The organism is Hymenobacter terrigena (genome assembly GCF_054776515.1).
In genome coordinates this window covers 1,253,384-1,272,968 of sequence record NZ_BAAHBU010000002.1, presented here as the reverse complement: position 1 = coordinate 1,272,968, position 19,585 = coordinate 1,253,384, and the positions used below count along the sequence as shown (strand labels likewise).

General features: G+C 60.8%; 21 protein-coding genes. 8 read left to right on the top strand and 13 right to left on the bottom strand.

What is annotated here, in order from left to right; translation table 11 throughout:
- Window positions 1–93 precede the first annotated feature (93 nt).
- Window positions 94–1,173 carry a chorismate synthase gene (aroC, locus tag ACYU7Q_RS12175; RefSeq protein WP_460609697.1) on the top strand — a complete coding sequence of 360 codons (1,080 nt, stop codon included), beginning with the start codon at window positions 94–96 and terminating at the stop codon, window positions 1,171–1,173.
- Window positions 1,174–1,356: 183 nt separating this feature from the next.
- Complete coding sequence (locus tag ACYU7Q_RS12170) at window positions 1,357–1,959, top strand: NifU family protein (protein WP_460609696.1); 603 nt, start codon at window positions 1,357–1,359, stop codon at window positions 1,957–1,959.
- 75 nt (window positions 1,960–2,034) lie between these two features.
- Here the strand turns inward: ACYU7Q_RS12170 and ACYU7Q_RS12165 are convergent, their stop codons facing one another.
- From ACYU7Q_RS12165 to ACYU7Q_RS12105, 13 genes are all read right to left on the bottom strand, one after another.
- The gene (locus ACYU7Q_RS12165; RefSeq protein ID WP_460609695.1) at window positions 2,035–2,952 is read right to left on the bottom strand and encodes a DUF5777 family beta-barrel protein; all 918 of its coding nucleotides are present in this window, start codon (window positions 2,950–2,952) and stop codon (window positions 2,035–2,037) included.
- Window positions 2,953–2,996: 44 nt separating this feature from the next.
- Complete coding sequence (locus tag ACYU7Q_RS12160; protein WP_460609693.1) at window positions 2,997–3,587, bottom strand: YceI family protein; 591 nt, start codon at window positions 3,585–3,587, stop codon at window positions 2,997–2,999.
- Window positions 3,588–3,607: 20 nt separating this feature from the next.
- A complete protein-coding gene (locus ACYU7Q_RS12155) occupies window positions 3,608–4,003 on the bottom strand; it encodes a c-type cytochrome (RefSeq protein WP_460609692.1) in 396 nt (131 codons plus the stop codon).
- An 82-nt stretch (window positions 4,004–4,085) separates the two neighbouring features.
- Complete coding sequence (locus ACYU7Q_RS12150) at window positions 4,086–4,946, bottom strand: porin family protein (RefSeq protein ID WP_460609691.1); 861 nt, start codon at window positions 4,944–4,946, stop codon at window positions 4,086–4,088.
- A 796-nt stretch (window positions 4,947–5,742) separates the two neighbouring features.
- Entirely contained in the window at window positions 5,743–6,354 is a 612-nt protein-coding gene (locus ACYU7Q_RS12145) for an RNA polymerase sigma factor (RefSeq protein ID WP_460609690.1), read from the bottom strand.
- Window positions 6,355–6,492: 138 nt separating this feature from the next.
- Window positions 6,493–9,477 (bottom strand): protein translocase subunit SecD/SecF, encoded by a 2,985-nt coding sequence (gene secDF, locus ACYU7Q_RS12140; protein ID WP_460609689.1) that lies wholly within the window; start codon window positions 9,475–9,477, stop codon window positions 6,493–6,495.
- Between the two features lie 160 nt (window positions 9,478–9,637).
- The gene (locus ACYU7Q_RS12135; RefSeq protein ID WP_460609688.1) at window positions 9,638–10,012 is read right to left on the bottom strand and encodes a hypothetical protein; all 375 of its coding nucleotides are present in this window, start codon (window positions 10,010–10,012) and stop codon (window positions 9,638–9,640) included.
- Window positions 10,013–10,145: 133 nt separating this feature from the next.
- Window positions 10,146–10,523, bottom strand: coding sequence for a hypothetical protein (locus tag ACYU7Q_RS12130; protein ID WP_460609687.1), 378 nt, complete (start codon window positions 10,521–10,523; stop codon window positions 10,146–10,148).
- 20 nt (window positions 10,524–10,543) lie between these two features.
- Window positions 10,544–11,005 carry a DUF4268 domain-containing protein gene (locus tag ACYU7Q_RS12125; RefSeq protein WP_460609686.1) on the bottom strand — a complete coding sequence of 154 codons (462 nt, stop codon included), beginning with the start codon at window positions 11,003–11,005 and terminating at the stop codon, window positions 10,544–10,546.
- Between the two features lie 91 nt (window positions 11,006–11,096).
- Entirely contained in the window at window positions 11,097–11,486 is a 390-nt protein-coding gene (locus ACYU7Q_RS12120; RefSeq protein WP_460609685.1) for a hypothetical protein, read from the bottom strand.
- A gap of 214 nt (window positions 11,487–11,700) precedes the next feature.
- A complete protein-coding gene (locus tag ACYU7Q_RS12115) occupies window positions 11,701–12,327 on the bottom strand; it encodes a uridine kinase family protein (RefSeq protein ID WP_460609684.1) in 627 nt (208 codons plus the stop codon).
- 47 nt (window positions 12,328–12,374) lie between these two features.
- The gene (rdgB, locus tag ACYU7Q_RS12110) at window positions 12,375–12,968 is read right to left on the bottom strand and encodes an RdgB/HAM1 family non-canonical purine NTP pyrophosphatase (protein WP_460609682.1); all 594 of its coding nucleotides are present in this window, start codon (window positions 12,966–12,968) and stop codon (window positions 12,375–12,377) included.
- A 137-nt stretch (window positions 12,969–13,105) separates the two neighbouring features.
- A complete protein-coding gene (locus ACYU7Q_RS12105; RefSeq protein WP_460609681.1) occupies window positions 13,106–13,564 on the bottom strand; it encodes a hypothetical protein in 459 nt (152 codons plus the stop codon).
- Between the two features lie 203 nt (window positions 13,565–13,767).
- On the opposite strand from ACYU7Q_RS12105, the gene ACYU7Q_RS12100 reads away from it, so the two are divergent.
- From ACYU7Q_RS12100 to ACYU7Q_RS12075, 6 genes are all read left to right on the top strand, one after another.
- Window positions 13,768–14,037 (top strand): type B 50S ribosomal protein L31, encoded by a 270-nt coding sequence (locus tag ACYU7Q_RS12100; RefSeq protein ID WP_241938146.1) that lies wholly within the window; start codon window positions 13,768–13,770, stop codon window positions 14,035–14,037.
- A 171-nt stretch (window positions 14,038–14,208) separates the two neighbouring features.
- The gene (locus tag ACYU7Q_RS12095) at window positions 14,209–15,420 is read left to right on the top strand and encodes a GlmU family protein (protein ID WP_460609679.1); all 1,212 of its coding nucleotides are present in this window, start codon (window positions 14,209–14,211) and stop codon (window positions 15,418–15,420) included.
- Entirely contained in the window at window positions 15,417–16,559 is a 1,143-nt protein-coding gene (locus ACYU7Q_RS12090) for a DNA polymerase III subunit (RefSeq protein WP_460609678.1), read from the top strand. The genes ACYU7Q_RS12095 and ACYU7Q_RS12090 overlap by 4 nt, the downstream gene beginning before the upstream one ends.
- 48 nt (window positions 16,560–16,607) lie before the next feature.
- The gene (gene hemC / locus ACYU7Q_RS12085; protein ID WP_460609677.1) at window positions 16,608–17,534 is read left to right on the top strand and encodes a hydroxymethylbilane synthase; all 927 of its coding nucleotides are present in this window, start codon (window positions 16,608–16,610) and stop codon (window positions 17,532–17,534) included.
- A gap of 81 nt (window positions 17,535–17,615) precedes the next feature.
- Window positions 17,616–18,269, top strand: a complete 654-nt coding sequence (locus tag ACYU7Q_RS12080) for a peptidylprolyl isomerase (protein WP_460609676.1) — start codon at window positions 17,616–17,618, stop codon at window positions 18,267–18,269.
- Window positions 18,270–18,273: 4 nt separating this feature from the next.
- Window positions 18,274–19,182: an SDR family oxidoreductase gene (locus ACYU7Q_RS12075; protein ID WP_460609675.1), complete on the top strand. Its 909-nt coding sequence runs from the start codon at window positions 18,274–18,276 to the stop codon at window positions 19,180–19,182.
- Window positions 19,183–19,585: the final 403 nt, after the last annotated feature.

Here is a 19,585-nt window from a genome sequence, read left to right as displayed (position 1 = left end):
GTTGTTAGTTGCTCGTTGGTGGTTGTCAGTTTATTGGTCAATTAGCCATTCGGAGGTACTAGCAACTGATAACTAACAACCGACAACCAACTTATGTCCAACACCTTCGGCTCCCTCTTTCGCATCACCACGTTTGGCGAATCGCACGGGGCGGGCATCGGCGTCATCATCGACGGCTGCCCGGCGGGCGTGGCCGTGGAGGCTGCCCACATCCAAGCCGCGCTCGACCGGCGGCGGCCCGGCCAAAGTGACCTCACCACGCCGCGCAAGGAGGCTGATACCGTGTACATTCAGTCGGGTTTGTTTGAAGGCGTGACGACGGGCACGCCCATCAGCCTGTTCATCCCCAATGCCGACCAGCGCTCCGACGACTACTCGCACATTGCGCACGCCTACCGTGCCAGCCATGCCGATTACACCTACGACGCCAAGTACGGCCGCCGCGACTACCGCGGCGGCGGCCGCAGCTCGGCCCGCGAAACGGCCGCCCGCGTAGCCGCTGGTGCTGTGGCGGCCCGCCTGTTGGCCCATTTCGGCATTGAAACGGTGGCCTACGTCTCGGCCGTGGGCGAGGTGGAGGTGCCCGTGGGCTACGAACTGCTCGATTTGAGCCTCATCGACAGCAACCTGGTGCGCTGCCCCCACCCCGAAACGGCTGCCCTCATGGAAGCCCGCATCCGGGCTGCCCAAGCCGCGCACGACACCGTGGGCGGCGTGATTACGGGCGTGGCGCGGCACGTGCCCGCCGGGCTGGGCGAGCCGGTGTTTGATAAGCTGCCGGCTTTGTTGGGCCAGGCCATGCTCAGCATCAATGCGGTGAAGGGCTTTGAGTTCGGCTCTGGTTTTGAGGGGACGAAACTGCCGGGCTCGCAGCACAACGACGAATTTTATACCGATGCCGTGGGGGTTGTGCGCACCCGCACCAACCACAGCGGCGGCAGCCAGGGCGGCATTTCCAATGGCCAGGATATTTATTTCCGCGTGGCCTTCAAGCCCGTGGCCACGCTGCTGCAGCCCCAGCAAACCATCAACGACCAGGGCGAGGCCATTACGCTGGTGGGCCGGGGCCGCCACGACCCCTGCGTGCTGCCCCGCGCCGTGCCCATTGTGGAAGCCATGACGCAATTGGTGCTGGCCGATTTGCTGCTGCGCGCCCGCGCCAACCGGCTGTAGCGTGAACTCTGTGAGTCCAACCAATGAGCGATGCCCGAACGGTTTCTGCCACGCGCGGACTCACAGAGTCCACGCTACATAAAATGATGTAGGTACATTTGCAACCTCTGCGGCCCCGTCGCGGTTGTACCTTTGCAGCTGCCGCTCCGGCGGCGCTTCCCCCTGATTTTAAGCCCCGAAACTATGTCTGCTGTTTCCATTTATGCCGAAGCTTCTCCCAATCCGGAGAGCATGAAGTTCGTCCTCAACCAAAACCTGCTGGTGGATGGTGTGAGCGTGGATTACCCCAACCTCGAAGCCGCCGCTAACTCGCCGCTGGCGCAGGAGCTGTTCGGGTTCGACTACGTGGGCCGCGTGTTCATCGCCCAGAACTTCGTCACCGTCACCAAAAACCAGCCCGAGCTGGCCTGGACCCAGCTCATCCCCGAGCTGCGCCAGTTCCTGAAAAGCTACGTGGAGGCCGGCGGCCCGATTTTCCTCGTCGACCCCGCCGCCGAGCAGAAGGCCGCCCAGGCTGCCACCGCCGGCGACCCCAGCCAGCAGGAAGGCCAGATTGCGCAGAAAGTCATCGACCTGCTCGATAACTACGTGCGCCCCGCCGTGGAGCAGGACGGCGGCAACATCACCTTCAAAAGCTACCACGAAGGCATCGTGACCGTGAACCTACAGGGCTCGTGCTCCGGCTGCCCTTCGGCCACGGTAACGTTGAAATCAGGCATCGAAAACCTGCTCAAGCGCATGGTGCCCGAAGTGCAAAGCGTAGTAGCCGAAGGCATTACGGTGTAATTGCCGTGTATTTGACGACATGAAAAAGGCCCGCCTGATATTCAGGCGGGCCTTTTTCATGTCGTCAAATACCGGTTACTTCAGTTGCGACTTGACGGTGAAATTCCGTGCCACCGTGAAGCCGAAGTAGATGTCGCCGTTGAAAAAATCCCCGGTGGTTTGGGGAATGAAGAATTTTTCCGTCATGCCCTGGGCGTTGGTAACGTGCAGCTGGAAGACGTGGCCGCCGGTTTCGATGTCGAATCCCGCGCCGAGGGCGTTGCGGAAATTATCCGCTGCGTAGCCGGGCAGCACGTAAAAGTAATCGGCGGTGAGGGCGATGCGCTTGGTGAGTTTCTGGCGCAGCCCGCCGCCGATGGAATACACGTCGTTCTGCATACCGGCCAAGGGCACGTAGTTGCGGTGAACGAGCGTGGGCATGAGCTGCAACGACAGGCCCGAATTGACCTTGCGGGCAATGAGCACCTGGTAGGTATAATCGAGGCGTGAAGCCGTGGTGCGCTCCGTGGGCAAGGTGCCGAACCGGAGCGTAGTGATGGCCGCCGATGCAAACAACGTGACCGATACCGGCATGGGCCGCGCCCCGGTAGTCTGCTGCAAAGCTCTGTATTTCAGAAAGCCATCGAAGGTTTTCTCGATGTTGCTGCGGCCGATGCCCACGGCCAGCCGGTTGGTCAGGCCGTACTCGAAGCTGAGGCGCAGCACGGCCTGGTCGAGACCGAAGAAGTTGTAGGCCCCGCTGTTCAGCGTGCCGAAACGGTGCTGGATGAGGAAAGCCAGCGTGCCCTGGCCCGGCGTTTCGACCGACTGCGAATTGATGATGTGCGTGCCTTTGAACGTGGCAGCCACCACTTCGCGCTTGGTCGAGTCGGCGGTCTGCTTTTCGAGGTCGTTTAGTAGGTCGGTTTGAGCGCGGGCGGGGCTGGCCAACGCCAGCAGCCCGGCCACCAACAGGCCCAGAAAGCCGCGTGAAACGTAAAAATTTGGGGTCATAACGTTAAGCAGAGAAGGAACCGGAAGACAAGATAATGCGGTGACTAGTGGGGCACAGTAGTGGCGCCCACGGCACCCGCCACCGGGGCGCAGGTGAGGGCTACGCTCACGGTCACGACCTTGGCAATGTTGTTGCGCACCAGCAACGGAATCTCGATGTTATAATCGGCCGAGGCCACCGGGAAAGTGGAAGCGGCCAGCAGCTGGCCGTTTTTCAGCTCCACGGTGGCGGGCACCGTTATGTGGTGCGTCACGCCGTGCAGGGTCAGGTCACCTTCTACCTGCACGTTGTGCGGGCCGGGGGTGGCCAGCGTAGCGGCATCAAACCCCACAAAATGCCCCGTGAAAGTGGCTTTGGGGAATTTGTCCGACTCCATGTAGTTCTCGTTGAAGTGCTCCTGCATGAGCGTGCGCTTGAACACGAAGCTTTTGATGGGGACGGAAAAAGCCAGCTGGCCCGTCCCAAAATCGAGAATAGCCGCCGTTTGCTGGGTTTTGGCTTCGATGTCCTCAATCGGCGTGGCCGAAAAAAACGACACGCGCCCCGTTTTGGTCATGTACTTGCTTTGCGCGCAAGCATTGCCGAGCGCAAAAAACAGCAGGAGAACCGATAGGAGGAAGAAGGGGCGTTTCATGGCAGCTATTTGAAAATAGGCTACTGGGGCTTGCCTTTGGCGTACCAGGCTTCGAGACGGGCAATGTCGCAGTCCGAAATTTTTGGGGCATCCTTGGGCATGAAGTCGTAGCCGGTGGAGTGTTTAATGGAGCCCATCAGCCCCGCCTGCGGATAGCTGCTGATGGCAGCGTAGCTCCCGAAATCATTGCCGCCGCCCAGTGTGGTGTATACCGTCGTGCCGTGGCAGCGGCGGCAGTTGGCATCAAAAATGGGCGAAATGACCCCGCTGTAGGTGATGGTTTCGGTGGATATATCACACGCCGGAGCGGGGTCGCCGTGCGAGTAGGAACAGCCGACCGCCAAACCCAGCAGCGTCGTGGCCACGCCTACCAGGGCCGGCCGCCGCCAGGCAGCAAAAGAACTAACATCGAACATAGAAATTGTCGAAGGGGTGATGAGGAAAAAGGAGGAGCCGTTGGAACGGCACGCTGGCCGGGGCACGGGCTTGGCTTCGCGCTCAAAAGCCGTATTTGACGCCCAAAAATACCCCGGCGCTGGTGAGCCGGATTTTGCCGGTGCCCACGCCGGCCAGGGGGAGCTTCAGGTACGGCTCGGCTTGCAGGCTCCAGCGCGAGCTGAGGATGCGCTCGTAGCCGGCCGATAAATTCAGGATGCTGAAGTAATGCTGGTTCTGGTTGGTAGCCGAGCCGTTCCAGTAGCTTGGCATGCCGGTGGTGGGGTTGAGGTATTCGTAGGAATAGTCTTCGTGCTGCATGAGAAACGAGGAGAGGCCCGCGCTGCCAAACACCCGGTGCCGGGGCCCGACCACGAGGTCGTAGCGCAGGTTCAGCGGTACATCGAACACGGTGCAGGACCCTTCCACGTCGGTAAAATCGCGCTGGTACACGCGGGCCGTGTTGACTCCGAAGTCGTAGTCCTCGCGCCGGGCCGTGTAGCGTTTGTTGGCCCGCAGCAGGCCAAGATTCACGCGTAAACGGTTGGTGAGGCGGTATTCCAGCACCAGGCCCACATTGGGCATGGGCTTCTCAACGCTGAAAAATTTTACCGTGCTTACATCGGGTGCCCCCACCAGCGCCGCGTAAAAGCGCGGCTCACGGGCGGGTTTCGGCACCTCGGGCTGGGGCAGGGTTTCGGACAGGGCCACCGTGGCCAGGGGCATGGGCAGCGGAACCAGTTCAGCGGTCGGAGCCGATACCGGGCGCAGGGCCAGCGAGGCAAATCCGGCAGCACCCCTGGCTTCCTCAACGCTGCGTGGCGTGCCGGCCGAACCCGCCGAAGCATCGCTGGCTGCTGCAGTTGCTGCTACCTCTCGGGTGCGCAGGGTGCCGGCACGGGCTCGCTTGCGCGCTCCCGCCACCGAATAGCCTGAATTTGAGGCAGCAGTATTCCGACTAGCTGCATTCGATTCTGGCAGTGCGTCGGCATTCAGCAAAGCTGGTTTAGCAGTGGCCTCAGACGATGCGACTGCCGCCTGCCGGCTGACAACTGACAGACGCTCATGAGACAGGCGCGTAGTCTTGCGCGTCCCATTCGCGGCTGCAAAACCACTGATAGAACCCTGTTGACGAACGGAGGCTTCGGCATTCGCCTGTTTGGTCCGGCTGCGCTCGGGAAGGGTTGGGGCCGAAGCCACTGGAAACGAGGAAGCCTTGGTTGGGCGGGAAACGGGCGATGCTCCAGCAATTGTCGCGTGAGTGGAAGTGCTTGCTGAAGAAGTGGAAGAAGATTGCGAGAGGCCGGAAGCGGCAGAAGCTGTAGTAGCAACCGATGCTTCTGCGGCTTGAGGTGGGGCTGTATTCGAGCTGGCTGTTGGGCCGGTATTAGTAGAAGTAGAAACTGCGCGGCTAGCCGCTTTCCTAGTCAAGTGCCCGGTTGCCGGAGCATTGGCAGCTAGTGCCGCCGGACGGCCAGCCGGTGCGTTAGCTGCGGGGGCCGGGGCAGTGGTCGCCGGCCGGAGTAAAAACCAGCCCAATCCAATCAGCAGCACCACGGCCACTTCGGCCGCGAAAAACTGCCACAATCTCCGCCGTACGGCGCGCTCAATTACCGCCTTGTCCAGCTGGCTTTCCAGCCGCAGCCAGGCATCCAGCGGGAATGGCGTCGGTTCCGGCTCCGGCGGGTTCAGCCGTTGGAACGCGTTATCTATATCGTTATCAGACCACATATCGAATTGCTGAGGAGGTAGTAATCTGGGCCAGCATGGCCCGCAAATGGGCACGGGCTTTAAATAAGTTGGACTTAGAAGTACCCACGGAGATGTGCAGCTGCTCGGCAATTTCCTCGTGCCCGAAACCGTCAATTACGTTCAGGTTGAACACCGCCCGGTAGGCGGGGGGCAGGCGCTGCACCAGCGCCAGCAACTCGTCGTAGCTCAGCGTATCCAAGGGCGTGGCGCCCTGGTCGGCCTGGTTCAGGGTCGCATCGTCGAGCTCCTGTTGGTGCTGGTGGCGCTCGTTGGCGCGGTAGTGGTCGATGGCGGTATGAATCATGATGCGCTTGAGCCAGCCCCGGAACGAGCCCAGCACATCATCGGGGTGGCGGGTGGCATCGAAGCGGTACAAGTCGCGGAATACTTTCAGAAAGCCGTCGTTGGCCGCCTCCAGGGCTTGGTCGCGGTCGCGGGCGTAGCGCAGGCAGATGCCCATCGCAAAGCCGTGGAACTGGCCATAGAGCCGGCGCTGGGCCACCCGCTCCTGTCGCACGCAGGCAGCCAGCAGCTCGGGCAGCGGCAAGGGCGCTGAATTAGGTGGCGAAATGTGTAGCATCGACGGCGGGTGGCAGGCTTCTTAGTAGAGCACTCGGAAGGTAAGCAAATTCGGTTGCTTCGATACAAAAAAAGCCCGGCACAGGCCGGGCTTTTTCAGAATGACTCAGGGCGTTTTGCGTCCCGATAAAGGGATTTGTTACACGTTGGCTGTGCTCAGCTTGGGTGCGTCGCCGGGCAGCCCGGTCACGTCCTCGCCAGCAGCTTTGCGCTCCCGCTCCTCTTTCTTGCCATAGGTGTCGAGGATAATCGGAGTAGCGATGAACAGCGACGAGTACGTGCCGAAAATCACGCCGATAATCATGGCGAAGGAGAACGAACGGAGGGTTTCGCCACCGAACACGTACATCACAAACACCACCAGGAACACCGTGGTGAACGTAATCATGGTGCGCGAGAAAGTCGAGTTCAGGGCCGGGTTCACCACCTGGGCGAAGGTCAGCTTGGGGTTCTCGCGCAGGTACTCGCGGATACGGTCGTAGATAACCACCGTGTCGTTCATCGAGAAGCCGATAACCGTGAGCAGCGCGGCCACGAAAATCTGGTCCATCTCATAGTTCAGGCCGAACAAGCGGGCAATGGGGAAGGCGGCAATCACGAGCAGCGCGTCGTGGAACAGGGCCACCACGGCAGCCATCGAGTACTGCCACTTTTCGAAGCGGAACAGCACGTACACGAAGATGCCCAGCAGCGTCAGGCCCAGCGAGAGCACCGAGGTGCGCTTGATGTCGTCGGCGATGGTGGCGCCCACTTTCGAAGTCGACTTGATAACTGGGGCATCGGCGCTGTATGCTTGCAGGCCCTGGTTGAGGGCGGCTACTACTTTGGCATCGGCGGCGGGGCTTTCGTCTTCGGCCAGGTAGCCGGTGGTGATGCGCAGGCGGTCGGGCGAGCCGTACTGCTTCACTTCGAGGCCGGCGTCCTGGAACGAGGGGCGGATTTTGTCGGCCACGTCAGAAGCTACCATCGTCTTGTTGAAGTCAACCACGTAAGCGCGGCCACCTTTGAAGTCCACGCCCAGGTTCGGGCCGCCCTGCACGAACATCAGCACGAAGCCGAGGATGATGAAGGCCGCCGAGAACGTGTAGGCAATTTTGCGCTTGCCCACAATGTCGAAGTTCAGGTTCTTGAACAGGTGGCGCGAAATGGCGGTGCTGAAGGTCATCGGGTGGTTCTCGTTGCCCTTCACCATCCATTCGATGATGAGGCGCGATACGAACACGGCCGACAGGAAAGAAGTGAGTACGCCAATGCCCAGCGTCACGGCAAAGCTCTGTACCGGGCCCGTGCCGAAGAAGCCGAGAATCACGGCAATCAGCATGGTCGTCACGTTCGAGTCAAAGATGGCCGAGAAGGCGCGCGAGTAGCCTTTGTTGATGGCATCGGTGAGGATGAGGCCGTGGTCCAGTTCTTCCCGGATTCGTTCGAAAATCAGTACGTTGGCATCCACCGAGGTGCCCATTACCAGAATCAGACCGGCGATGCCGGGCAGCGTGAGGGCCGTGCCGAATTGCGCCAGCACGCCCAGAATCAGGAAGATGTTGAAGAGCAGGGCGATGTCGGCCACGATGCCGGCACGGCCGTAGTAGAAGGCCATAAACAGCATGATAATCACCACGCCGGCCAGCGACGAGTACAGGCCCTGGTTGATGGCTTCCTTGCCGAGCGACGGACCTACTACCGCTTCTTCCACGATGCGCGTGGGAGCAGGCAGCTTGCCGGCTTTCAGCTGGTTGGCCAAGTCCTGGGTGTCTTCCACGCTAAAGCTGCCGGTGATGCTGGTGCCACCGCCCGAAATCTCGCTCTGCACCACGGGGGCCGAGCACACGTAGTCATCCAGCACCATGGCTACCTGCTTGCCAATGTTGGCGGCGGTCATTTTCTGCCACTTGCGGGCGCCCGAGGGCGTCATGCTCATCAGCACTTCGGGCTGGCCGTTCTGGCCGAGGTCGGCGCGGGCATCGCTCACTACTTCGCCGCCCAGGGGAGGCACGCCGTCGCGGGTTTTGCGCACCGGAATCAGCTCCAGGTACTCCTGCTTGTCGATGGTAGTCGGCTTCAGGCTCCAGAGCAGGGCCAGGGTAGGGGGCAGGGTCGCCTTGGCTTCGGCCGAGCTCAGGATTTTGTTCATCGCCGAGGTGTCGCGCAGGTTCACGCCCAGGCGGCCGGGCATGGTGAAGAGCTTGGCGAGGGCGCCGCCCTTGTTGGCCGTGGCCGAGTCAGCGGCCGATTTGCCGGCTTTGCCTTTCTTGGCAAGCTGGGCAGCCAGCGAGGTCGAATCGCCAGCGGCGGCAGTAGCGGTAGTGTCAGTGGTAGCAGCAGCGGGGCCGGCTTTAGCAGCGGCGTCCTTGGCTTGCAGTTGCTTGTCGAGGGCCACCAGGTAAGGGCCGATTTCGTTCTGGTTCCACACTTCCCAGAACTCCAGTTTGGCTTGGCCTTGCAGCAGTTTGCGCACGCGGTCGGGGTTGTCCACGCCGGGCAGTTCGATTTGCAGACGGCCGGTGCCTTTCACGCGCTGGATGCTGGGCTGGTTCACGCCGAACTTATCGACGCGGGTGCGCAGGATGTTGAACGAGCGGTCGATGGCTTCCTCAACCTCCTTGTCAATCGCGCCAATTACCTTCTCGTTCGAGGAGTTGATGTCGATGTTGCGGCTCTTGTTCGTCGTGTTGGCGAAGATGCTGGCCAGCGGCTTGCCGGCGGCGTTCTTCTGCCAGGCTTGGGCGAAAAGAGCCGTGAACGGCGTGCCCGAGTTGGTCTTCTGCGCTTCCTGGGCATCGGCCAGCGACTTGTTGAAAGCCGGGTCCTTGCTGTTGCCGCTCATGGCGCGCACAATTTCCACCGGCGAAACTTCCAGCGTCACGTGCATGCCGCCTTTCAGGTCAAGGCCGAGGCCGAGCTCGCTCTGGCGCACCTCGCGGTAGGTGAAGGGGCCGTACACCGGCGCGCGCCACACCGAATCGAGATAGTGCTGGCGCTGGCCTTCGTCGAGCTTGCCGTTTTTGGTGGCATAAGCCACGGCCTTCTGCTGCACCCCGCGCGAGACGTAGGTGAAGAACAGGAAGTACGCGCACAACGCCGTGACGACGAGGGTGAGCGCGATGATTAATCCTTTGTTACGCATTATGTTAGAAGTGTTGAGTTTTAAATGTTGAGGGTTGAATTCCCGGGTTTGAAAGCGGAGAATAAGCGAAGCGAAAAAAAAGAGGATTGACTGTTGCGTGAGCCATCAGCCATTCGGCGAATAGTCATTCAACATTCAACCCTCAAAACTCAACACTTCATTAGGGGGCCTGCGGCGACAGCGCCACGGCCAGCAGCCGCGCCCGGAAAATCTCGCCGGCGCGAATGCCCGCCGGCAGGCGCGGCGCGGTCAGTTGCCAGCGCAGCGTAGGCAGCCAAGTGGCCGCAGTGGCCGGCAGCGGCAGCCAGGCCGTTCCCAGCGGAGCCACAAAATGCTTGAGCGACGCCGTAGCTTCAAGCAGCACTTTTTGCTTAACGACGGTGGCGCGAGTTGGCGCAGCCCAGCGCGTTTCGGCCTTGCCCAGGGGGCGCAGCACGCTCACGGCCCGTTGGTTCAGGCCCAGCACCAGCAGCACCGTGGCGGCAAGCCAGGCGAAGCGGAGCGAAAACCAAAAACGAGCAATCAGTTGGGACATGGCGGCAAACGGGGTCTGCAAAGATACCAATTTGGCGCGAACGGGCGCAAGCCCTGCCGACGGCGCCCCAAATGCGCTTAATTAACCTGTAAATGAAATTTGTAAAGCCGCGCCGCCGTCATTCAAGCGGCCTCTATTGGCCGGTGGCTGCCGGCGGGCACACCCACCGCGACAGGCGCTTACCCCACCGCACGGTCAACTCAACGGAATTGGGTTGCTTGCTGATGGAGTCGCCAACGTGCAGATATTGGTTCAGGCTGCCGCTGTCCGGCTGGAGTCGCTCCTGGCCCGTTGCTGGCGTGAAGGCGTCGAAGTCGTACCGGGTGGTCGTCTTGTTGTTCAGAAAAAAAGAATAGGAGTCCCGGACATGAACGGTACCGCTGACGCGACCTTTCAGCGCCATATCAGTGGCCACTTCCGTGAGTGGAAAGCGTTGCCGGAGGCCGTATGAAACCCCGATGTAGGCCAACAGCGCCACCACGCCCAGCACAAGAATAATTTTGGTAGACATGCCGGCAATATAGCGCCCGCTTACTTCAGCGCCTCAAACGAGTATTGCGCATCGGCCCAAAAGGCATCCAGCGCCATGAGCCGGGGCTTGAAGAACGAAATCAGCGCCGGCCAGTCGTCGCGGTTGAAAAGGTTCACGCCCGGCAGGTCCTGGTGGATGCGGCTCAGCGGCTGCCCCTGCGCATCGGTGGCATCGGCCTCCCAGGTCCAGGTTTCGCCCAGGGTTTCGTGCAGCAGCGTTTTCAATTCCAGAAACTGCTCCCAGAACAGCTCGCGGATGCCTGCGTCGGGGTGCGTGAGTTCGATGGCGATGCTGGCCCGCGCCTTATCGGCCTGCATCCGGAAATACACGTTCTTGAGGCCCGTCTTGTAGTTTATCCAATTGGTGGTATCGCCCTCGGCCGAAGGAATCGGGGCCATGTACTGCCCAAAAGTCGTCCAGAATGCCTGGCGCAATTGGGTAATTTCTGCTTTGCTATACATTTTTCAGGGTAGGAGGGTGAGGGAGCAGGAGGGCGGGAGTTATTACTGCAATAGTAACGCCTCCTGCCCCCTCACCCTCCTACCCTGAAAATTACAGTGGCGTGGCCCACCAGCCGGCCTCGTTGTTCTGGATAGCCACGCCGCCGGCGTTGTGGTAGTACTCCTCCACGCACTCCCGGAAGCCGGGATTGTAGGTGCTGGCAAAGCACACGGCGTGGTCGGCGGTGGGCAGCGGGCCGGTGTGCACGGCAAACACGCTGCCGCGCTCGGCCTTGGTGATAATGAGGTAGGTGGTGTCGCTCAGCTTGCGGGTCGACTCTTCAAACGCTTGGTCGTACTCCTTGTCCGGCGTCACGGCTACGCGCAAAGCCGCGTTTCCCGGCGGGTGTTGTAGCACGCCGGACTGGCCGTTTTTGTCACAGCTGCTCAGTCCTGCCAATCCCACCACCGCCAACATCGCAAGTTGAAAAGAACCTTTCATCATTGTTAAGAATAGAGTGTAAAAGAGGGTTATACGAAGCAACTTACCTCTGGGCCGACCTGGGTTGGTATGGCCACAGGGATGATTTGTGGGTCCAATATAATCTATTTTAACTGCTACTTTGATGAAGTTTGCAAAAAAGAATGGCCCAGCCTAGCGCGCTGCTTTGCGCAGCCACGACCCGCTACCGCTTTTTCGCTGTTCTCCAACGACCTTATCCTTCGGCATTCACCTTGGTGCGCAGAAAGCCCACCAGTACCTCCAGCCCGCGCTCGAAATGGCGGTTGTTGGGAATCACGATGTCGGCGTAGTGCTTGTAGGGCGCAATGAACTGCTCGTAGGTGGGCGCCACGTGGTGGGTGTAGCGGTAGAGCACGTCGGCCAGGTCGTAGCCCCGCTCGTCGCGGTCGCGGATGATGCGGCGGTGCAGCTTCACGTGCTCCTGGGCATCGATGTATACTTTCAGGTTGAGCAGCTTGGCAATCTCCTCGAAGTGGAACACGAAAATGCCTTCTACCACCACAATGGGCGCGGGCCGGAACACCAGCTCCTGCGGCGTCACGGCGGCGTTATTGAAGGTGTATTCTTTGCGGCGCACCTCGTGCCCCTGGCTGATGCTGAGCACGTCAGCGGCGTAGGCTGCGGCGTCGATGCTGGCGGGCAGGTCGAAGTTTTCCACCCCCATATCGTCGCGCAGCTGCTTTTCGCGCGGGTGGTAGTAGTTGTCCTGTGAAATGAGGCAAATCTGTTCCTCCGGGAATGCTTCCAGCAACCGGCGCAGGAAGGTGGTTTTTCCAGAAGCGCTGCCGCCGGTAATGCCAATTAAGTAGGGGGTCTGCATAGCAGGCAAAGGTAGCAGGGTGAAATGAGATAGAAGGGCAGACCTTCTTATTCCTCATTCAAAAAAGCCACGAGCCCAGCTACGGCGCGCGCCCGGTGGCTGATGCGGTTTTTTTCGGTCCCACTCATTTCGGCAAACGTGCGGCCGTCGCCCTCGGTGGGGGCAAACACGGGGTCGTAGCCGAAGCCGCCGGTGCCCCGCCGGTCCTCCGTAATAATGCCCGCCACCTCGCCCGCAAACTCGTGCATGGTGCCATCGGCCCCAGCCAGCGCCACCACCGTGCGGAAGCGCGCCGAGCGGTCGGGCTGGCCGGCCAGCTCCTGTAGTAGTTTGGTCACGTTGTCTTCGGCCAGGCGCTGGGGGCCGGCGTAACGGGCCGAGTACACGCCCGGCGCACCGTTCAGGGCCGTCACTTCCAGGCCAGTGTCATCGGCGAAGCAGGCCACGCCGTAGTGCTGGCGCACGTATTCGGCTTTCTGGCGGGCGTTGCCTTCCAGTGTGTCCTGGGTTTCGGGCAACTCTTCCCGGCAGCCGATGTCGGCTAAGCTCAGCAGCTCGATGCTGGCCGGCAGCAGCGGGCGGATTTCATCGAGCTTGTGGGCATTGTTGGAAGCGAAGCAAAGGCGGGTTGGAATAGGCATCAGGAAGGTATTTATCAACAAAAAGAACGTCATGCCGAGCGGAGCCGAAGCATCGCTACCGCAATACTAAACCTAATTAGTTGCGTGGTAGAGCTGCTTCGGCTCCGCTCAGCATGACGTGCTGCTAAAGTTCTGCCCTACCGGAACATCGACTTGATGGTACCCCAAGAGCGCTGCACGGCGCTGGGCGTGCCGGCCAGCACGGTGAGGTAGCTCTGGTCGGCGCCGGGGCCGCGCACGGTGAGGCGGTAGGTGTAGGGGCCATTGCCGGCCGAAGGGGGCGCGGGCGTGGTGGTGCCGGTGGTGCGGTACACGTTGGCGTCGAGGTACTGGTAGTGCCGCATGCCGGTGGCAGCGGTGGTATTGACTATCGTATAACTGGCTTCGGTGGCGCCCTTGCGGGCCAGCTCGAAGCCGGTGACGTCGGTTTCGCTATTCACTTCCCAGTCGACCCGCACGAGGGTGCCGGAGTAGGCCGCCGTGAAAACCGTGAGCGTAGCCGCCGCATACACCACGACCGCGCTGCACAGCACCAGCAACAGCGCTACGGGGCCGGAACGGCGAAACAGACGGCGAACGAGTACAGGCTTCAGCACGCGCAACGGGCCGGCCCCGAGTGTGGGCCGAATTCAAATGTACAACCTTTTCAGAAAGCCAACAAGCTCAGTCGCACGGGGTGGCGGGGCTGGCTACGGCGAAAATATTGGACGCAGAGTTGGGTATTTCCGAGCTAAGCCGTACTTTTGCAGTCCCTTCCGCAAAATCGGCAGGGTTCAACCGGTAAAACCGACCTCTCGATATGAAAAAGGACACCCACCCCGAGTACCAGGAAGTCGTATTCCAGGACTCTTCTTCGGACTTTAAGTTCATCACGCGCTCGACGATGAAGCCGACCGACACCATCACGATGGAAGACGGCAAAACGTACCCGCTGGTGAAAATCGAAGTAAGCTCTGCTTCGCACCCCTTCTACACCGGCAAAAACATGTTCATCGACACGGCCGGCCGCGTGGAGAAATTCCGCAGCCGCTACGCCAAGAAAGAGCAGAACAGCGCTGGCAAGCAATAGCTTTTATCCGCTGTTAGCGTCCCGCTGATAGCCGTTAGCTTTTTAAGAACTCCTTTCGGTTTCGCCGGAAGGAGTTTTTTATTGGCCCTTTGCCAACCCGCTTGCCGTAAATTTGGGTCTATTTCAAAAGAAGCTATTAGCTAACAGCTATTAGCTAATAGCTTAAGAAAAATGCACGTTCTCCTTTTCGACGACCCGGCCATTCGGCCGCACCTGCTGCCTTTCACTTTCACGCGGCCGGTGGCGGCGCTGCGCTGCGGCATCCTCACGCTGGCCGAGAAGTGGCAGCACCGGCTGGGCGTGGCGGCCGTGGGCTACCTCACGCAGCCGTATTTGCAGGCCAAGTTCCCGGCCGGCGACGTGAGCGGCCCGGCCCTCATCATCAACGGCGCGGTGTGCCCCGATGATTTGCTGACCAAGCAAGTGCAGGCTCTGCAGCCCGGCCAGGCGCTGTATTGCGATGAGCTGCTGGTGGCCGCGCACGTGGCCGATGCCTCGCTGGTGGCCGAGCTCATTCAAAACGGCATTCCCGAAACCCGGCAGGTGGCCGAGCCCGTGACGGTGATTGACCGGCCGTGGCAGCTTTTCCTGCGCAATGGAGTGGAAATCCGCCGCGATTTCGCGCTGCTTACCAAAGGCCGTACTTCGCAGCCGGTGGGTGACGCCCATACCATTGTATATGGCGCCGAGAATATCTTCATTGAGGAAGGCGTGAAAATTCGGGCGGCCATTCTGAATGCTGAGGACGGCCCGATTTACCTGGGTAAAAATTCACAGGTGCACGAGGGTGCCATCATCAAAGGTCCGCTGGCGCTGTGCGAGGGTTCGCACATCAACGCCGGCGCCAAAATGCGCGGCGACAACACGGTAGGCCCGTTCTCGAAAGTTGGCGGCGAAGTAGGCAACAGCATCCTGCTGGGCTACTCCAACAAAGGCCACGACGGCTACCTCGGCAACTCCGTCATTGGCGAGTGGTGCAATCTGGGGGCCGACACCAACACCTCGAACCTCAAAAACAACTACGCGCCCGTCAAAATCTGGAGCCACGCCGCCAAGCGCTTCGTGGATACCGGCCAGACCTTTTGCGGCCTGATGATGGGCGACCACAGCAAGGCCGGCATCAACACCATGTTCAACACCGGAACCGTGGTGGGGGTGGGAGCCAATATCTTCGGGGCCGGCTTCCCGCGCACCTTTATCCCGAGCTTCAGCTGGGGCGGCGCGGCAGGCTTCGAAACCTTCAAGCTGCCCAAAGTGAACGAAGTGGCCGAGCGCGTGATGGCCCGGCGCAGCCTGCCGTATGATGCGGTGGAGCAGAAGATTATGAAGGTGGTATTTGAGTCGACAGAAGAAGACCGGGTTTGGGAGAAAGCCAAAGCATGACCTTCGCCGACATCCCCAACCAGTCTGCCGTTAAGCAGCTCCTGCGCCAGTCGGTGCAGCGGCAGCACGTGGCGCACGCTCAGCTTTTCCGGGGGCAGGAGGGCGGCGCGGCCCTGGCGCTGGCCCTTGCTTATGCCCAGTTTCTGAACTGCGAAGACCGCGCCCCTGATGCCGACGACAGCTGCGGCCACTGCCCGGCCTGCACCAAAATAGCCAAGCTCGCCCACCCCGACCTGAACTTCATCGTGCCCGTGACCACCACCAAAACGGTGACCAAGGACGCGGTGAGCAGCAAGTTCATGGCCGAGTGGCGGGCCTTCGTGCTCGACAACCCCTACCAGGGCCTCAACGACTGGATGCAGCACATCGGGGCCGAAAACAAGCAAGGCAACATCTCCAAGGATGAGGCCGTGCAGATTCTGAAGCTGGTGAGCCTGAAAGCTTTCGAGGCGCGCTTCAAAATCGTGATTCTCTGGCTGCCCGAACTCATGCACCCCGCCGCCGCCAACGCCGTGCTGAAACTGCTGGAGGAACCGCCACCCGCCACCATTTTCCTGCTGGTCAGCCACGCGCCGGAGCAGCTGTTGCCCACCATCATCAGCCGGGTGCAGCCGGTGGTGGTGCGCCCGTTTTCCGAAGATGACATCACCGAATATTTGCACTCCGAATACCAAGTGCCCGAGGCCAAAGCCCGCCAGGTAGCCCAACTGGCCGAAGGCAGCCTCGGCGCAGCCATTGCCAGCCGCGACGCCAACGCCGACCACGACTACTTCGAGTTTTTTCGCGATTGGATGCGTTTGTGCTTCGGTTACAGCAGCAAGGCCGCCGATATCCTGAAGAAGAGCGAGGAGTTTCAGAAGCTGGGCCGCGAAAACCAGAAGGAGCTGCTCAGCTACTCGTTGGGGTTGGTGCGCAAGGTGCTGCTGTTTGGCATCGACCCGAAATTTGTGCCCCACCTGGCCAACGGCGAGCAACAATTTGTGACCGGCTTCGCCAAATTCGTTACCCCGCGCAACGCCGATTTATTAACCAAAGAACTGACCGACGCCCATTACCACATAGAGCGTAACGCCAACGCCAAAATGGTGTTTGTGGATAGCTCCTTACGCCTTGGCAGTCAGCTGCGTCTGGCCCAGTAGCTCACGTAGTCAACTTGTTAACTGCTTCCTGCTAACTGATAATAGCATATGAAAATCCGCCTCGCCACCCGCGCCAGCCGCCTTGCCCTATGGCAGACGGAGCACGTTGCCGACCTGCTGCAAAAAGCCGGTTTCGAAACCGAAATCGTGCCCATGCAAACCACCGGCGACGCCGTGCAGGACCGTAGCCTGGCCAAAATTGGGTCAAAAGGCGTGTTTACTGAAGAGCTGGAAGCCAGCTTGTTGCGGGGCGAAACCCACCTCGCCGTGCACTCGGCCAAGGACGTGCAAAGCAGCATTCCGCCCGAGCTGGAACTGCTGGCCTTCCTGGAACGCGAGCAGGTGAACGACGTGGTGCTGAGTTTTGACGAGCATTTTTCGCTCGATAAGCCGGGCATCGTGCTGGGTACCAGCAGCACGCGCCGCAAGGCCCAACTGCGCCGCTTTTATCCCCACGCCGAAACCGCCGAAGCCCGTGGCAACCTCCAAACCCGCCTGCGCAAGCTCGAAGAAGGCCAGTTCGACGCGCTGGTGCTGGCCTTTGCCGGCGTGCACCGCATGGGCTACGAGCACCTGGTGCGCCATACCCTGCCGGCCCACCAGTTCGTGCCCGCCACCGGCCAGGGCAGCATCGCCATCGAGTGCGCCGCCGGCTTGGACGAAAGCCTGAAAGCCCGCCTCAAAGCCGCCCTCGACCACCCCGCCACCCACACTTGCCTGCTGGCCGAGCGCGCCTTTCTGCACACCATGGAAGGCGGGTGCAGCATCCCGTCCTTCGCGCTGGCCACCCTCGATGGCGGTCGCTTGCGCCTGCACGGCGGCCTCATCAGCCTCAACGGCGAAGAGTACGTGGAGGAAATCCAGACCGTCGCAACCGCCGCCGAAGCCCGGGCGTTGGGCGTATCGGTGGCCGATGCCGTGCTGGGACGCGGCGGGCGCGAAATCCTGGCCAGCATTCGCGAGCACCGCGGCTGAAGCCGCCCGGATGCTTGGCCGGGGCCTGCCAATTCACGTAGTTTTGGGGCGTTATCCCCATTGTTTCTGACGTTTTCCTTTATGAAATCCTTCCTTTTCCCCTGGGTTGGCACCCTATGCCTGGCCCTGCTGTGGCTGACTTCTCCCTCCTTCGCGGCTGATAAGCCGGCCAAGCCCGCCAAACACAAAGGCAAGGATGAAGTGGTGACCATTACCACGGCGCAGGGTATTATTCGCCTGGTTCTGTTCGATGACACCCCCTTGCACAAAGCCAACTTCCTGAAAAAAGCTCAGAGCGGATTTTACAACGGCACCACCTTCCACCGCGTCATCGAAGGCTTCATGATTCAGGGCGGCGATGCCAACTCGAAGGATGCCGACCCCAACAACGACGGCATGGGCCAGCCCAACGAAGGCACCATCCCGGCCGAGCTCGCCCCCGGCCACCAGCACAATTACGGTGCCGTGGCCGCCGCCCGCATGGGTGGCCCGGCCGGCACGCCCAGCAGCATCACCCAGTTTTACTTGGTCGAAAACCACGACGGGGCCCATTTTCTCGATGGCCAGTACACCGTTTTTGGCCAGGTAATTCAGGGCCTCGACGTGATTGATAAAATTGCCAAGCTCCCCAAAGACGGCCGCGACCGTCCCTTGGCCGATGCCAAAATGACCATGAAGGTGGAGAAGCTGAAGCGCAAGAAAATCACGAAGGAATACGGCTACACGTACCCGTAATCGCATGAAAGTCCTTCTCACGGGTTCAAATGGCCTGCTTGGGCAGAAGCTGGTGGCCTTGTTGCGGCAGCAGCCCGACGTGACTCTTGTGGCCACCTCGCGGGGCAATAATAAGCTGGCGGGCCTTTATCCCGATGTTCGGTTTGTAGCGTTGGACGTGAGCGATGCCGCCCAGGTGCAGCAGGTGCTGGCCCACGAGCAGCCCACCCACGTCATCCACACCGCCGCCATGACCAACGTGGACGAGTGCGAGCTCAACCGCGCGGCCTGCTGGCAGCACAACGTGACGGCCGTCGAAAACCTGGTGCAGGCCTGCGCCCGGCAGCATATTCACCTCACGCACCTCAGTACCGACTTCATTTTCAGCGGCGAGACTGGCCCGCTGGCCGAGGATGCTGCTCCGGGCCCCGTCAATTTCTACGGCGAAAGCAAACTGGCTGCCGAGCAGGCGGTGAGGGCCAGTTCCGGCCCGTGGGCCATTGCCCGCACCGTGCTGGTGTACGGCGTGGCCCACGACTACGGCCGCACCAATATCGTGCTCTGGGTGCGCGACTCGCTACGCGCCGGCAAACCCATCAAAGTAGTGGCCGACCAGTGGCGCACGCCCACCCTGGCCGAAGACCTGGCCCAGGGCTGCTGGCTGCTGGCCCGGCACAATGCCCAGGGTATCTATCACATCAGCGGCGAGGAATTGCTCACGCCCCACGCCATGGCCCTGCGCGTAGCCGAACATTTCGGCCTCGATGCGGGCCTGATTGAACGGGTGGACGCCAGCACCTTCACGCAGCCCGCCCGCCGCCCGGCTCGCACCGGCTTCCTCATCGACAAGGCTCGGCACGACCTCGGCTACCAGCCCCACACCTTCGCCGAAGGCATTGCCTTGGTGAGCGCCCAAAACGAAATCGATACTTAGCCAGGCACTATTTGCCTGGATATCGGACAAAAAAACCCGCCGGGGTAGACGACGGGTTGAAGCTCAGCAGGGGTAGCCGGTGAGCGGTAGAAGTAGATACTGGATTATGGGTAGAATATTATACCAGATGCAGCGAAGGGTAAGGTAATCGGAGCTGGAAATCAAAAAGAAGGAAAGAGCGGAATAATAGCAGCAACGCAGGCTTAAGCCTGGGGCCATACTCCAACCAGAAGCCCTCCAACCAAAACGGCGGTACGGCCCAGTAGTGCGGCTTCGCCGAGAGCCCGGGGCACCACCATTCCGTCGGGAGTGACGAAATCGATGCCTACGGAGATAGGACGAGCGGCTTCTTTCAGGGTTTTCGACCGGCGAGGAGTGCTTAATGATGGATAAATGAGCAGGT